Annotated in this window: 13 protein-coding genes; 6 read left to right on the top strand and 7 right to left on the bottom strand. The window is 73.3% G+C overall.

What is annotated here, in order from left to right:
- Nucleotides 1-17: 17 nt before the first annotated feature.
- From dnaG to ACFYPA_RS11970, 5 genes are all read right to left on the bottom strand, one after another.
- The gene (dnaG, locus tag ACFYPA_RS11990; RefSeq protein WP_359081637.1) at nucleotides 18-1925 is read right to left on the bottom strand and encodes a DNA primase; all 1908 of its coding nucleotides are present in this window, start codon (nucleotides 1923-1925) and stop codon (nucleotides 18-20) included.
- 404 nt (nucleotides 1926-2329) lie between these two features.
- The gene (locus tag ACFYPA_RS11985) at nucleotides 2330-3589 is read right to left on the bottom strand and encodes an FAD-dependent oxidoreductase (protein ID WP_359317623.1); all 1260 of its coding nucleotides are present in this window, start codon (nucleotides 3587-3589) and stop codon (nucleotides 2330-2332) included.
- A gap of 156 nt (nucleotides 3590-3745) precedes the next feature.
- A complete protein-coding gene (locus tag ACFYPA_RS11980) occupies nucleotides 3746-5074 on the bottom strand; it encodes a deoxyguanosinetriphosphate triphosphohydrolase (RefSeq protein WP_359081641.1) in 1329 nt (442 codons plus the stop codon).
- Nucleotides 5075-5110: 36 nt separating this feature from the next.
- Nucleotides 5111-5896, bottom strand: a complete 786-nt coding sequence (locus ACFYPA_RS11975) for a sirohydrochlorin chelatase (RefSeq protein ID WP_359081643.1) — start codon at nucleotides 5894-5896, stop codon at nucleotides 5111-5113.
- A gap of 89 nt (nucleotides 5897-5985) precedes the next feature.
- The gene (locus tag ACFYPA_RS11970; RefSeq protein WP_359081670.1) at nucleotides 5986-6804 is read right to left on the bottom strand and encodes a Cof-type HAD-IIB family hydrolase; all 819 of its coding nucleotides are present in this window, start codon (nucleotides 6802-6804) and stop codon (nucleotides 5986-5988) included.
- Between the two features lie 113 nt (nucleotides 6805-6917).
- On the opposite strand from ACFYPA_RS11970, the gene ACFYPA_RS11965 reads away from it, so the two are divergent.
- Together ACFYPA_RS11965 and ACFYPA_RS11960 are read left to right on the top strand one after the other, a co-directional pair.
- Nucleotides 6918-7649 carry an ElyC/SanA/YdcF family protein gene (locus tag ACFYPA_RS11965; protein WP_359081645.1) on the top strand — a complete coding sequence of 244 codons (732 nt, stop codon included), beginning with the start codon at nucleotides 6918-6920 and terminating at the stop codon, nucleotides 7647-7649.
- 107 nt (nucleotides 7650-7756) lie between these two features.
- Nucleotides 7757-9877 (top strand): molybdopterin oxidoreductase family protein, encoded by a 2121-nt coding sequence (locus ACFYPA_RS11960; protein WP_359081647.1) that lies wholly within the window; start codon nucleotides 7757-7759, stop codon nucleotides 9875-9877.
- Nucleotides 9878-10009: 132 nt separating this feature from the next.
- Here ACFYPA_RS11960 and cutA read toward each other — a convergent pair whose 3' ends face one another.
- Entirely contained in the window at nucleotides 10010-10342 is a 333-nt protein-coding gene (gene cutA, locus ACFYPA_RS11955) for a divalent-cation tolerance protein CutA (protein ID WP_359086407.1), read from the bottom strand.
- Between the two features lie 68 nt (nucleotides 10343-10410).
- A complete protein-coding gene (locus ACFYPA_RS11950) occupies nucleotides 10411-11034 on the bottom strand; it encodes an NAD(P)H-dependent oxidoreductase (protein ID WP_359317626.1) in 624 nt (207 codons plus the stop codon).
- A gap of 76 nt (nucleotides 11035-11110) precedes the next feature.
- Here ACFYPA_RS11950 and ACFYPA_RS11945 point away from each other — a divergent pair, with 76 nt between their 5' ends.
- From ACFYPA_RS11945 to ACFYPA_RS11930, 4 genes are all read left to right on the top strand, one after another.
- Nucleotides 11111-11911, top strand: coding sequence for an aminotransferase class IV family protein (locus ACFYPA_RS11945; protein WP_359317629.1), 801 nt, complete (start codon nucleotides 11111-11113; stop codon nucleotides 11909-11911).
- A 73-nt stretch (nucleotides 11912-11984) separates the two neighbouring features.
- Nucleotides 11985-12446, top strand: a complete 462-nt coding sequence (locus tag ACFYPA_RS11940; RefSeq protein ID WP_359086410.1) for a DUF5990 family protein — start codon at nucleotides 11985-11987, stop codon at nucleotides 12444-12446.
- Between the two features lie 398 nt (nucleotides 12447-12844).
- The gene (locus ACFYPA_RS11935; RefSeq protein WP_389131718.1) at nucleotides 12845-13630 is read left to right on the top strand and encodes a hypothetical protein; all 786 of its coding nucleotides are present in this window, start codon (nucleotides 12845-12847) and stop codon (nucleotides 13628-13630) included.
- Between the two features lie 99 nt (nucleotides 13631-13729).
- Entirely contained in the window at nucleotides 13730-14353 is a 624-nt protein-coding gene (locus tag ACFYPA_RS11930) for a class F sortase (protein WP_389131350.1), read from the top strand.
- Nucleotides 14354-14363 lie beyond the last annotated feature (10 nt).

Genomic DNA, 14363 nt, shown 5'->3' with positions numbered 1-14363 from the left:
AGGCGGGCTCGGCCCCGTCAGAGCGCGTCGGCCCCGTGGTTGCGCAGGGACTGGGCGTACTGCTGGAGGACCCAGACCTCGTTCTGCGCGGCGGCCAGGTGGTCCGGGGCGACGTTGCTCCCGAGGCGCGTGAGGCTGCCCTGGACGTCGTTGATCCGGCGGTCGACGGCGCGCAGGCGGACCTTGACCAGGTGCTCGCCCGCGTACGCCTCGTCGATGGACTTGCCGTGGAAGACCTCGACCGCGAGCTCCGTGACCAGTTTGCGCACCGTGTCGTTCGGGGTCGCGTCGAGCACCTGCACGAGGTACTCGCGGGTTTCGGGGACGCCGCGTTCCGCTCCGCCCGCCTCCGCGATGCACTGGCGGACCGCCGCGTACGGCGGGGCGGTGAACTCGTCCACCCCGTAGGCGTCGAACGCCGGGGAGACCAGGGCGGGCTTCTGCAGGGCGAGCTTGAGCAGCTCGCGCTCGGTGCGGTGGGCCGGGCTGCGGAGGTTGAGCGCGGGGCCCGAGGGTGCGGCGGGCGGCGCCTGGATCTCCTGGCGCCGTGAGCCGCCGCGCGTGGACGGCGCGGAGCCCCGGTCGCCGCCCCGGCCGCGGGCCCACTGGGCGAGCTGGTTGACCCGGTGGACGACGTACTCCTGGTCCAGGATGCCGACGAAGCCGGCGAGCTGGACGGCGACCTCGCGCTGCACGCTCCCGGTCTTGATCCTGGCGACGACCTGGGCCGCCTCGTCGAGCGCGGCCGCGCGGCCCGCCGGGGTCTCCAGGTCGTAGCGGGCGACGATCTGGCGGAGCGCGAACTCGAAGAGCGGGGTGCGGGGCTCGACCAGGTCGCGGACGGCGTCGTCGCCCTTGGCCAGGCGCAGGTCGCACGGGTCCATGTTGTCCGGCGCGATCGCGATGTAGGTCTCGGCGGCGAACTTCTGGTCGTCCTCGAAGGCGCGCAGAGCGGCCTTCTGGCCGGCCGCGTCCCCGTCGAAGGTGAAGATCACCCGGGCGCTTCCGTTGTCCATCAGGAGGCGGCGCAGGATCTTGATGTGATCGCCGCCGAACGCCGTTCCACAGGTGGCGATGGCGGTGGTGACCCCGGCGAGGTGGCAGGCCATCACGTCCGTGTAGCCCTCGACGACGACGGCCCGGCTCGCCTTGGCGATGTCCTTCTTGGCCAGGTCGATTCCGTACAGCACCTGGGACTTCTTGTAGATCGCGGTCTCGGGGGTGTTCAGGTACTTCGGACCGTTGTCGTCGTCGCGCAGCTTGCGGGCCCCGAAGCCGACGACCTCGCCGGAGGTGTCGCTGATCGGCCACATCAGCCGGCCGCGGAAGCGGTCGATGGGGCCGCGCCTGCCGTCCTGGGAGAGGCCGGACGCGATCAGTTCCTTGTCGCTGAAGCCCTTGCCGCGCAGATAGCGGGTGAGGTGGTCCCAGCCGGCCGGGCTGTAGCCCACACCGAAGTGGGCGGCCGCCGCCTGGTCGAAACCGCGCTCGGCGAGGAACTTGCGGCCGATCTCGGCCTCGGGACCGTCGAGCTGCTCCACGTAGAACTGGGCTGCCGCCTTGTGCGCCTCGACCAGCCTGATGCGCTCGCCGCGCTGGTGGGAGGGGTTGTACCCGCCCTCCTCGTACCGCAGGGTGATGCCGGCCTTGGCGGCGAGCCGCTCGACGACCTCCGCGAACGTCAGATGGTCGATCTTCTGCACGAAGGCGATCGTGTCGCCGCCCTCCTGGCAGCCGAAACAGTGGAAGAGACCCTTGCTCGGGCTGACCTGGAAGGAGGGGGACTTCTCGTCGTGGAAGGGGCACAGGCCCTTGAGGTTTCCGCCGCCCGCGTTGCGCAGTTGGAGGTACTCGGAAACGACGGCGTCGATCGGGACCGCGTCCCGGACCGCCTTCACGTCGTCGTCATTGATCCTGCCTGCCACGAGTGAAGTCTACGGGTGGGGTACGACAGCCCACGCCCGGACGCGGGCCCGAGCCTCTGCCGCGGTCCTGGGTGCGGGGTCCCCGCGGGGCGCTGTTGTCCGGTGGGTGGGGGTGTGCCCCCACCCGGCCGCCCTGCGTCTGCGACAGTCGTCGGGCTGATCCGCAGACGCGAGGCGGCCGGGTTCGGGGGCGTGCAGGGGAGTCCCCGCAGGACGACGAACATCGACCCGGGTCCGCTGCGTACCCGCGGAACGTTCGTCGTCCGAGGAGACGCCCCGGAGGGACCCCGGACCCCCACCCGCCGAACACGGGCGCAGCCGGCGGGGCACCCGCACCAAGCCCCATGCTCTTAAGTGCTACGGGGGAGATGGAGGACAGAACCCGCACCCCGGAAGGCAGTCGCTCAGATCAGGGACTCCAAGGGCACGGACGGGTCGGCCAGGGCGTCCGGGTCGACCGGCTGGCCGGCCCTGATCAGTTCCTGCACGGTCTCCGTGACGTCCCACACGTTCACGTTCATCCCGGCAAGCACCTTGTGGTCCTTCAGCCAGAACGCGATGAACTCGCGCTTGCCCGCGTCGCCGCGGATCACGACCTGGTCGTAGCTGCCCGGGGGCGCCCAGCCCGAGTACTCGAGGCCGAGGTCGTACTGGTCGGAGAAGAAGTACGGCACCCGGTCGTAGCTGACGTCCTGGCCGAGCATGGCGCGGGCCGCCGCCGGGCCGCTGTTCAGCGCGTTGGCCCAGTGCTCCACCCGCAGCCGGCCGCCGAGCAGCGGATGGGCCGCGTTGGCCACGTCCCCGGCCGCGTAGATGTGCGGGTCGCTGGTGCGCAGCGAGGAGTCCACGGCGATGCCGCCGCCCTGCTCGCGCGGGGCGATCTCCAGGCCGGCGGCCTCGGCGAGGGCCGCGCGCGGGGCGGCGCCGATCGCGGCGAGGACGTCGTGGGCGAGGTGTTCCTCGCCGTCGTCGGTCCGGACCGCGAGGACCATGCCGTCCTGGCCGACGATCTCGGTGAGCCGGCCGCCGAAGTGGAAGCGGACGCCGTGGTCGCTGTGCAGGTCGGTGAAGATCTGGCCGAGCTCGGGGCCGATGACCCGGAGCAGCGGGGTCGCCTCCGGCTCGACGACGGTGACCTCGGCCCCGTATGCGCGGGCCGCCGCGGCGACCTCCAGGCCGATCCAGCCGGCCCCGGCGATCACCAGGTGGCCGTTGTCGCGGCCGAGCGCGGCCAGCACGTTGCGCAGCCGGTCGGCGTGGGCGAGGCGGCGCAGGTGGTGAACGCCCGCCAGGTCGGTGCCGGGGACGTCGAGGCGGCGCGGTTCGGCGCCGGTGGCCAGGAGCAGCTTGTCGTAGTGGATGACGGTGCCGTCGCCGAGCTCCACGGAACGGACTTCGCGGTTCAGCGTGGTGACGGGCTGGCCGAGGTGGAGCTCGACGTCGGCCCCCGCATACCAGGCGGTCTCGTGGACGAAGACGCTGTCGCGGTCCTCCTTTCCGCCCAGGTAGCCCTTGGACAGCGGCGGACGTTCGTACGGTTGGTCACGCTCATCGCCGATCAGGATGACCCGGCCGCTGAAACCCTCCGAACGGAGCGTCTCGGCTGCCTTCGCTCCGGCCAGTCCTCCGCCGACGATGACGAACGTCCGATGTGCGTCGACCACGTGATGCCTCCTCGGTGCTTGCTGCGCGGCGCCAACTGCGAGCGTCCCGCACGCAGCGTGATGGCGAAAGGGGGTGTGACCCGATCAGGTCACCCCCGGTGGTCATGTGCCAGTGTGCCGACCGGGGCCCGCACACCGGGAGCGTGGGGGTGTTCGTCAGTCCCGGCGTGCCGTGAGCGAGTGGTGCAGGGAGCGGGCCGAGGCGTCGGTGAGGGCGGCGATCTGGTCGACCAGGACCCGCTTGCGCACGCGGTCGTCGGGCGCCGCCTCGTACAGGGCGCGCAGCTGCGGCTCCAGGCCTTCCGGTGCCCGGGCGGTCAGGGCCGCGGCCAGCTCGGCGATGACGACCCGCTGGTCGGCGCGGATCACCTCCTGCTCGGCACGCTGCATGACGTAACGGTCGGCGACGGCCTTGAGCACCGCGCATTCGTTGCGCGCCTCACGGGGAACGACGAGCTCGGCCCCGTATCTGCCGAGGCGTCCGGTGCCGTACGCCTGCCGGGTGCCGCTTTCGGCGGCGAGGCAGAAGCGGCCGATCAGCTGGCTCGTGGCGTCCTTGAGCCGGGCCTGGGCGACGGCCGATCCGTCGTAGCCGTGCGGCCACCAGTCCTGGCCGATGAGCCGGTCCAGGGCGTCGGACAGTTCCTGGGGATCGGTGTCCGCGGGTACGTACCGTCCGATGGCGACGGCCCAGATCTCGCGCCGCTCCGGCTCGGCATGGAGGCAGTCGGTGTCGATGTGACCGGCGTGCAGCCCGTCCTCGAAGTCATGGACCGAGTACGCCACGTCGTCGGACCAGTCCATCACCTGGGCCTCGAAGCACTTGCGGCCCTGCGGTGCGCCCTCACGGAACCAGTGGAAGACGGGCAGGTCGTCCTCGTACACCCCGAACTTCGGGGAGCCCGGGTCGGTGGGGTGGGCGCCCCTGGGCCAGGGGTACTTGGTGGCGGCGTCGAGCGCGGCGCGGGTCAGGTTGAGCCCGACGCTGACCAGGTCGCCGGTGCGGGTGTCGGGGACGAACCGCTTGGGTTCGAGACGGGTCAGCAGCCGCAGCGACTGGGCGTTCCCCTCGAAGCCGCCGCAGTCGGAGGCGAAGTCGTTGAGCGCCTGTTCGCCGTTGTGCCCGAAGGGCGGGTGGCCCATGTCGTGGGAGAGGCAGGCCGTCTCGACCAGGTCGGGGTCGCAGCCGAGCGCGGCGCCGAGTTCACGGCCGACCTGGGCGCACTCCAGCGAGTGTGTGAGCCGGGTCCGCGGGCTGGCGTCCCAGACGTGGCTGCGGGTGCCCGGGGTGACGACCTGGGTCTTCCCGGCGAGCCGGCGCAGGGCGGCGGAGTGCAGCACGCGGGCGCGGTCGCGCTGGAAGGCGGTGCGGCCGGGCCGTTTGTCCGGCTCGGTGTCCCAGCGCTCGGCGTCGGCGGCGCCGTAGGGGGCCGTGCCGGGGTCCTGTGTGGCGTACGCGTGGTCCGTGCCGTCTGTGCCTTCCATGGGGCCGACACTAATCCGCCGCGCTGACAGGGGGGCTCAGGCGGAGGCGAGGAAACGTGTGTTCAGCAGGGTTTCGTGCGCCGGTGCGCCGGCTGCCCGTGCCCGGTCGTAGCGGTGGAGCAGCAGGCGCGCCATGGCCGGGTGGGCGCCGAGCGGTGCGGCGGCGATCCAGGGCGCCTGGGCCGCCGCGGCCGAGGCGAAGCGGCCCGGGGCGGTGAAGTACGAGGCGACGGCGACCCTCCGGCGGCCGCGGGCGGCCAGCGCGCGCAGGGCGGCCGGGACGGTGGGCGTCGCGGCGGAGGCGTACGCGGGCACGACGGGCACCCCGCCAAGCCGTTCGCTGAGCAGGTGCGCGGTGCGGCGGGTACCGGCGGCCGATTCGGGGTCGCGCGAACCGGCGGCGGCCAGGACCACGGCGCTGTCGCGGTTCCCGTCGTCCTCGGGCCGCCAGCCGGCCTCGGTGAGCCGGCCGTGCAGCGCCTCGACCAGCAGGGGGTGCGGGCCGAGGGGCGCGGCGGTGCGGGTGCGCAGGGCGGCGGCTCCCGCGACGGCCTCCGGGATGTCCTGCTTCACGTGGTACCCGCGGCCCAGCAGGAGCGGTACGAGGACCGCCTCGCCGGTGCCGAGGGCGTCCAGGGTCCGCGGGAGGAGCGGTTCGTTGAGCTCGATGTGGCCGAGCCGGACATCGAGGCCGGGCCGCAGCTCCCGCACCCGGTGCAGGAGCTCGGTCACCGTCCGCAGGGCCCGCGGGTCCCGGCTGCCGTGCGCGACGGCGACGAGGGCGGGGGCGGCGGGTATCAGGGGGCTCACGGACTCCGTCATGGACCGATGGTGCCGGGCGCAGGTTGCCGCCTCGTTGCGTGCCGGTCACGGGCGTTTTCCGCCGGCTCACCGGGAGCCCACGCCCACTGTCAGACGGCGGCCTCCGGCTGGGCCCGCTGCCCGGCGAACAGCCGCTCGAGGACGTCGGCGACGCCGTCCTCCTCGTTGGTGGCGGTGTGCGTCGGCACGGCGGCCAGCACGGCCGGGTGGGCGTTGGCCATGGCGTAACCGGTGCCTGCCCAGGTGAGGACGGTGAGGTCGTTGGGCATGTCGCCGAACGCGATGACTTCGGCGGCGTCGATGCCGCGTGCGGCGCAGAGCACCGCCAGGGTGCCGGCCTTGGTGACGCCGGGCGCGCTGATCTCCAGCAGTCCGCGCCCGCCCGAGTGGGTGAGCTGCACCTCGTCGCCCGCGCCCTGCCGGGCGGCGGCCAGCAGGGTGTCGGCGTCGAGCCGGTCCGACCAGGCGAGCAGTTTGGTCACCGGGGCCTCGGTCGACCAGAGATCGGCGAGGGTCGGTACGGGGAGCTCGGCGCCGGCGTCCTCGGACATCCGCAGCCGGTAGGCCGGTTCGTACAGCACCTGGTTGCCGGTCTCCAGGGCGAAGCCCACCTCGGGCACGGCGGCCGCCAGGGCGGTGGCGACCCGCTGGGCGGTGACCAGGGAAAGGAGGTGGGAGGAGACGACCGTGCGGGTCGCGACGTCGTACACGAGCGCCCCGTTGCTGCACACCGCCGTGCCCACCATGCCGGTGGCCTCGGCGAGCCGGTCGACGAACCGGGGCGGCCGGGCGGTGACGATGACGATCTCCGTGCCGGCGTCGGCGGCCGTGCGCAGGGCGCGCAAGGTGCGCGGCGAGAGGGTGCCGTCGTTACGGAGCAGGGTGCCGTCGAGATCTGAGGCGATCAGCCGGGGAAGCAACATCGGCCGATGCTACCGACGGTCGCGGAGAACCGTTTTGGCCGTCCGCTCGTCAAGCGGTAGAGGGCTGGGCACGGCACGAGGGATGCGGGGGGTCTGCGATGCGGAGGAAGCCTTGGGGAGGACGGGCGGTCGGGGCGCTGCGGCGGGCCGCCGCCCGGCTGCGGCCCCGGCTGCCGCGGACCCGGCGGGGGCGGCGCCTGGCCGTGCAGGGGGCGATGGCCGCCTGTGTGCTGGCGCTGGCCCCGGCGACCTGGATGCACACGGTGGCCGACGCCCGGGTCAGGACGGCGGCGGACGTGCCCGCGCAGGACGTCGCGGTGGTGTTCGGCGCGGGGCTGTGGGACGGCAGGCCGTCCCCGTACCTCGCGAACCGGCTGACGACGGCGGCGGAGCTGTACCGGGACAAGAAGGTCAAGGTCGTGCTGGTGACCGGCGACAACAGCCGGGTGGAGTACGACGAACCGGACGCGATGCGCACGTACCTGGTCGCGCACGGGGTGCCGGAGAGCAGGATCGTCAGCGACTTCGCCGGCTTCGACACCTGGGACTCGTGCGTGCGGGCGCGGAAGATCTTCGGCGTCGAGCGGGCCGTCCTGGTGAGCCAGGGCTTCCACATCCGGCGGGCGATCGCGCTGTGCCGGGCTGCCGGGATCGACGCGTACGGCGTCGGGGTGGAAGCCGTACACGATGCGACCTGGTACTACGGCGGCACCCGGGAGGTGTTCGCGGCGGGGAAGGCGGCCCTGGACGCCCTGTTCGAGCCGGATCCGCACTTCCTGGGGCCCCAGGAGACGGGGGTGACCGAGGCCCTCACGGCCGACGAACGGTGATCGCGCGGCGCACCTCACCGTCGGCTGCCGGGCGGGCTGAGGTGGGCGTACCGGTGGCGTAACCGGGAGCGGGCGCCCGTGTAACACCCGGATCGCAGGCTGGGGCCATGACCAGCACCGCTACTGCCGCGACCGCGACCCACTGCCCGTACTGCGCACTGCAGTGCGGGATGAACCTGCGCCCGGTCGCCGGTGACGCGGTCGTCGAGGTCGAGGAGCGCACCTCCTTCCCCGTGAACCGGGGCGCCCTGTGCGGCAAGGGCCGCTCGGCTCCCGCCGTCCTGTCCTCCGCCGTCCGGCTGACCGGCCCGCTCGTTCGCGATGCGGTGAGCGGGCGGCTGAAGCCGGCCGGCTGGGACGAGGCGCTGGCCCGGATCGCCGAAGGGCTCCGGGGGACGCGCGCGGAGCACGGGGCCGACGCGGTGGGTGTGTTCGGCGGTGGCGGGCTGACCAACGAGAAGGCGTACGCGCTCGGGAAGTTCGCCCGGGTGGTGCTCGGCACCTCCCAGATCGACTACAACGGGCGGTTCTGCATGTCGTCGGCGGCCGCCGCGCACCAGCGGGCCTTCGGCCTCGACCGGGGGCTGCCGTTCCCGCTGGAGGACATCCCGCGCACCGGGTGCGTGATCCTCGTGGGGTCGAACCTCGCGGAGACGATGCCGCCCGCGCTGCGCTATCTCACCGAGCTGCGGGAGAACGGCGGCCGGCTGATCGTCATCGATCCGCGCCGCACCAGGACCGCCGAGCAGGCGGACCTCCACCTCGCCCCCCGGCCCGGCACCGATCTGGCGCTCGCGCTCGGCATGCTGCACCTGGTGGTGTCGCAGGGGCGGGTGGACGAGGAGTTCGTACGGGAGCGCACCAGCGGCTGGGACGAGGCGCGGGCCGGGGTGATGGCCCACTGGCCGGAGCTGGTGGAGCGGCTGACCGGCGTTCCGGTGCCCCAACTGCGGGCGGCCGTCGAGATGTTCTGTGATGCGGAGAGCGGCATGGTGCTGACCGCGCGCGGTCCCGAGCAGCAGTCGAAGGGTACGGACACCGTCGGGGCCTGGATCAACTTCGCGCTGGCCACCGGGCGCGCGGGCCGTCCGCTGTCCGGATACGGCTGTCTGACCGGGCAGGGCAACGGCCAGGGCGGGCGCGAACACGGCCAGAAGGCCGACCAGTTGCCCGGGTACCGCAAGCTCACCGACCCGGCGGCGCGCCACCATGTCGCCGGTGTGTGGGGGGTCGACCCCGACTCGCTCCCGGGGCCGGGGCGCAGTGCCTACGAGTTGCTGGACGCGCTGGGCACCGAGGTGCGGGCGCTGCTGGTGATGGGGTCGAATCCGGTGGTGTCCGCGCCGCACGCGGGGCATGTGGAGGAGCGGCTGCGCTCGCTGGACTTCCTGGCGGTCGCCGATGTGGTGCTGTCGGAGACGGCCGCGCTGGCCGATGTGGTACTGCCGGTGACGCAGTGGGCCGAGGAGACCGGGACGACGACCAATCTGGAGGGCCGGGTGCTGCTGCGCCGGCGTGCGGTCACCGCGCCCGGGGGTGTCCGCAGTGATCTGGACGTGCTGCACGCCCTGGCCGGTCTCCTCGGGCACGGGAAGGGGTTCCCGGCCGACCCGGAGGAGGTGTTCGACGAGCTGCGCCGGGCCTCGGCGGGCGGCCCGGCGGACTACGCGGGCATCACGTACGAGCGGATCGCGGCCGAGGACGGGGTCTTCTGGCCGTGCCCGGACACGGAGCACGCCGGTACGCCCCGGCTGTTCCTGGACCGGTTCGCGACGGACGACGGGCGGGCCCGGTTCGTCCCCGTGACGCACCGGCCGTCCGCAGAGGAGACGGACGCGGAGTATCCGGTGGTGCTGACGACCGGGCGGGTCGTCGCCCAGTACCAGTCGGGGGCCCAGACCCGCCGGGTGCCGGAGCTGAACGCCGCCGCCCCCGGCCCCTTCGTGGAGCTGCATCCGCGGCTCGCCGAGCGGATCGGGGTGGTGGAGGGCGGCGCGGTGGCGGTCACCTCACGGCGCGGGCGGGCGGTGGCGCCCGCCCGGATCACCGTGGCGATCCGGGAGGACACCGTGTTCATGCCGTTCCATTGGGCGGGTGAGGGCCGGGCCAACACGCTGACCAACCCGGCTCTGGACCCGGTGTCGAAGATGCCGGAGTTCAAGGTGTGCGCGGTGCGGGTGGAGGCGCTGGCCCCGCTAGTGCCGCGTCAGCCAAGGTTCGCCCGGTAAGGAGCGGCGTCCGGTGCGTGCTCTCGGCGTGCCGGCCGGAAGTCCTCGTACTGGACGTACTCGGGCTTTCGGCCGGTGCGGCGAGAGTGCGGGCCGGGCGTCGCGACGGGGCGAACCTTGGCTGACGCGGCACTAGGTGACCGGGGCCGTCTCCGCGGAGACCCAGCCCAGGTAGCGGGCGCTCCCCCGGATCACCGGCAGGGCGATGATCTCCGGGGTGTCGTAGTCGTGCGCCTCCTGGAGGTACGCCTCCAGCTCGTCGTACCGTTCGGCCGTCGTCTTGAAGAACAGCTGCCACTCCTCGGTGGAATCGATGGCGTTCTGCCACCGGTAGACCGAGGTGACGGGCGCGGAGATCTGTACGCAGGCGGCGAGCCGCGATTCCACCGCGTCCCGGGCCAGGCGCCGGGCCTTCTCCTCGCTGTCCGTCGTGGTCAGCACGGTCAGCCATGCGGACGATGTCACCTTCGGTCTCCTCGGGTCGGCGGCGTGGTCCTCCTCCCGATTGTCGGGCAGAGCGTGGCGCCGCGCAGTCAGCCTCCGTACGGATGCTGGGCCCTGGCACCCCTCAGTGCCCGGCCCCACCAGACCAGTTGGTCCAGCAGCGTCTTCGCCGCCGCGTCGGGGCCGGCCGGGTCGCGGTGCCTGCCCTCGTCGTCGAAGAGGGCACCGGCGTTGTGGAACGAGACGGTGTCGCGGATCGAGACGGCGTGCAGCTCGGCGAAGACCTGCCGCAGGTGCTCGACCGCGCGCAGGCCGCCGGAGACCCCGCCGTAGGAGACGAAGGCGACGGGCTTGGCCTGCCATTCGGTGAAGTGCCAGTCGATGAGGTTCTTGAGCGGGGCCGGGTAGGAGTGGTTGTACTCCGGGGTGATGACGACGAAGGCGTCGGCGGCCGCCAGCCGGTCCGAGAGCTCGGCCAGCCGCGCCCGGTCCTCGGGTCCGTGGCTGTAGGTGAGGGCGGTCGGGAGGTCGAGTGCGGCGACGTCGACCAGGTCGGTCTCGATGCCGGCGTGCTTGTCGGTACGGGAGCGGAACCAGTCGGCGACGACGGGCGCGAACCGGCCCTCGCGGTTGCTGGCGAGGATGACCGCGACCTTCAGGGGGGCGGTGGTGGGCAGAGCGGTGGCCGTGGATCCGGCTGTGGTGAGGTCCATGCGAAGAGACTCGTACGTCAACCATGGTTGAGGTCAAGCGGCCGCCCGCCGCGCGTGTGGGCATACGGTGGACGGCATGACGACTCCCGTGGCCGCACCACTCCCCTACGCCGAGTTCGACGGGCACCCGGCCACCGAGGACGACCTGCGTACGGCGGCCTTCTTCGGCTACGGCCACTTCACGGCCATGCAGGTCAGGGACGGCCGGGTGCGCGGCCTGGCACTCCATCTGGAGCGGCTCGACTCCGCGAACCGGGAGCTGTTCGAACTCCCCCTGGACGGCGGCCTGGTACGGGAACTGGTCCGGCACGCACTGCGGGGCGCGGGGACGGCGGACGCCTCGGTGCGGGTCCAGGGACTTCGGCCGCCGGGCGCCGCCGCGACGACCGTCATGGTCACGGTCCGCGGGCCGGTCGAAATGGACCCGCGGCCGGTGAGCCTGAAGTCGGTCCCGTACGCGCGCACCGCGCCGCACCTCAAGCGCCCCGGCGAATTCGGCCAGACGTACTACGGCGAGCTCGCCCGCCGCGCCGGCTTCGACGACGCGTTGCTGACCCTGCCGGAGGGCGAGGTGACCGAGGGTGCGATCACCAACATCGGCTTCTGGGACGGCGCTTCGGTCGTCCGGCCGCTGGCACCCGCACTGCGGGGCATCACGATGGCTCTGCTGGAACAGGAGTTGCCCGGCGCGGGCGTGCCGTCGCTGCGCCGGCCGGTGCACCTGAACGAACTGGGCCCCTACCGGTCCGCGTTCGTCACCAACTCGCAGGGCATGGCACCGGTCGCCCGGATCGACGACACGGTGTTCACGGTCGACGAGGAGCTGATGAAGCGGCTGGCGGCGGCGTACGGAGCCGCCTCCTGGGACACCGTCTGACGACACGCAGGCCCGGCCGCGAGGATGAACCATGGAACCCGTGCAGCACCCGACCGAAGGACCCCCGCCGCGCATGCAGATCCACATCGAGGGCTCCCATCTGCCCGGCCGCGACTGCGGGCCCGGCACCGACTTCGCCGGCCGCGAGAACATCCACGTGGGTGTCCAGCGCAAGGACCGGCCCGATGAGCTGCTCGGGCTGCACCCCGGCGACGCCGCCACCGCCCGCTGGACCCTGGACTGCACCACGGCCGCCGGGCCGGACGGCATCGAGGTGAGCGGGCCGTTCGTGCAGGACCGGCTCGGCGGACGGTTCGTCTACCTGTCGTGGGGCACGGTCGACGGGGACGGGCTCTTCTCCATGTTCCGGCGGGCCAAGCTGATGTTCTGCGACATCGACGCGGACGTCCTCGAAGCCGCCGCGCGCTCCGGGCACCTCACCGCACGGCTGCCGCTGTCCGATGCCAAGGGGCAGCCGCTCTGCGCCAGGGTCCGGCCGCCCGTCATCACATGGTCCGCCGCCGCGCCCGCCTGAGGAGCGCCTGCCGGACGGGGAACCGCCCCCACCGGGCCCAGGGGGGGTGGGCCGGGTGGGGGCGGTGGCCGGGGGCGGCTGTGCACACCGTCCCGTGGGGGGTGTGGTTCGTGTGCCCGCGAACAGCCGGCCCACGCATGTGACGTATGCCACTTTCCCGGTGGCGGGCATCACCCGATCGGCACCGGACCCCCCAGGACGGCCTCCGCGCCGCACCATCACCGCTGTGACCTGCGCGCATGCGCGGTGGCAAGGAGGCGGCGCCGGTCCGATCGGGTGAGTGCTGACTCGGTGTCAGCAGGCATGGATGGCGGGAGGGCCGTTAGCTCGGACCCAGGACACACCAGCCCGCGCCGTCCCTGCTCGGAGGAACCCCCATGCGCAGTCCTGCTCGCCTCGTGACCGGCACCGCCGCCGCGGCCCTCGCCGCTGCCGCGCTCGGCCTCAGCGCCGCCGCCCCGTCCGCGTACGGGGATGAGCTCGGGCCATTGGAGATCGCCCCCGCGAGTGCCGCCCCGGGCTCCACCGTCACCGTGAACACCACCGCCTGCGGCAGCGACTCCGGCGCGACCGGTGACGCGAGCGCCCTGGACGCCTCCGAGTTCGCGCTGGCGCCGGCCACCCTCAAGGAGGTCCTGGCCGGTTCGTTCCAGGTGCCGGGCAACATCGAGCCCGGGCCATACAGCATCGACGTGGCCTGCGCGAACGGCAAGCGGGCCACCGGGGAGATCGAGGTGAAGGGGGCCGGCACCGAGGGCAAGGACGACGCCGCCGGGTCCTCCGAGGAGGACGCCCCCGCCGGTGCCGGTCTGCCCTCGGACCCGTACGACTCCGAGGAGTACGACGCCACCGCGCTCGACGAGGCCGAGGCCTCCGGGGCGGCCCTCGTGCCGGACGCTCCCGCCCTCCCCGGGCGCGGCACGCCCACCGCACGCCCGACCCCCTCCGCGCACGAGAGTTCCGCCGGGCACGACAGCTCGTCCGGCGGCTACGAGCCCCCCTCCGGCCATCACACCTCGGCCGCGCCCACCGCCCCCACGGGGCACGTGAAGACCGGAGTCGGCGGCAGCGTCGGACCGGACACCACCCAGATCGCGGCGGGAGCCGGCGTTCTCGCCGCGACCGCCGTCGGCGGAGCCTGGCTCCTGCGTCGCCGGGCGAGCGGCACGCAGGACGGCAGCTGACGGAGACTTCCACCTCTCCGTACCGCCCGGTGTCCGTCCCGGTGGCCCCGCGCCACCGGGACGGGACCGTATCCACCTCTCGTCACCCGGAGGACGACCGTGTCCCAGAAGGCCAAGGGCTGGCTGCTCGTCGTCGCGGCGCTGGCAGGTCTCTGGCTGGTCAGGAACGGCGCCCACACCCAGCTGACCCCGCCGGCCCCGGCCTCCGCCGACGCCTTCGCCGCCGGTCCCGGCCTGCTGCCCGGATCGCCGGTCGCCGAGCCGCTGCGGCCCTCCGCGCCCGTCCGCCTCACGATCCCCGGCATCCGGGTCGACGCCCCGATGATGCGGCTGGGCCTCGGACCGGACGGCAGCCTCGACGTACCGCCGGCCGGGAACACCGACCTCGTCGGCTGGTACGAGGACGGCCCGCCGCCCGGCGCCAAGGGCACCGCGATCATCGCCGGTCACGTCGACAACGCCCAGGGCCCGTCCGTCTTCTACGACCTGGGGTCGATGAAGAAGGGCAGCACCGTCGAGGTGCTCCGCCGGGACGGCCGCACCGCCGTCTTCTCGGTCGACGCGATCGAGGTGTACGACAACGACGACTTCCCCGACCGGCGGGTCTACGGGGCCTCGCAGCACGCCTCGCTGCGTCTGATCACGTGCGGCGGCGGGTTCTCCCCGGCGACGGGCTACGAGGGCAACGTGGTCGCGTACGCCCACCTCACCGGCGTGCGCTGAGGGGCTCTGT

Origin of the sequence: Streptomyces sp. NPDC005775 (genome assembly GCF_042871565.1) — a bacterium.
GTDB lineage: Bacteria > Actinomycetota > Actinomycetes > Streptomycetales > Streptomycetaceae > Streptomyces.
The sequence above is the reverse complement of the archived record's forward strand: the minus strand, read 5'-3'. Positions and strand labels throughout refer to the sequence as shown.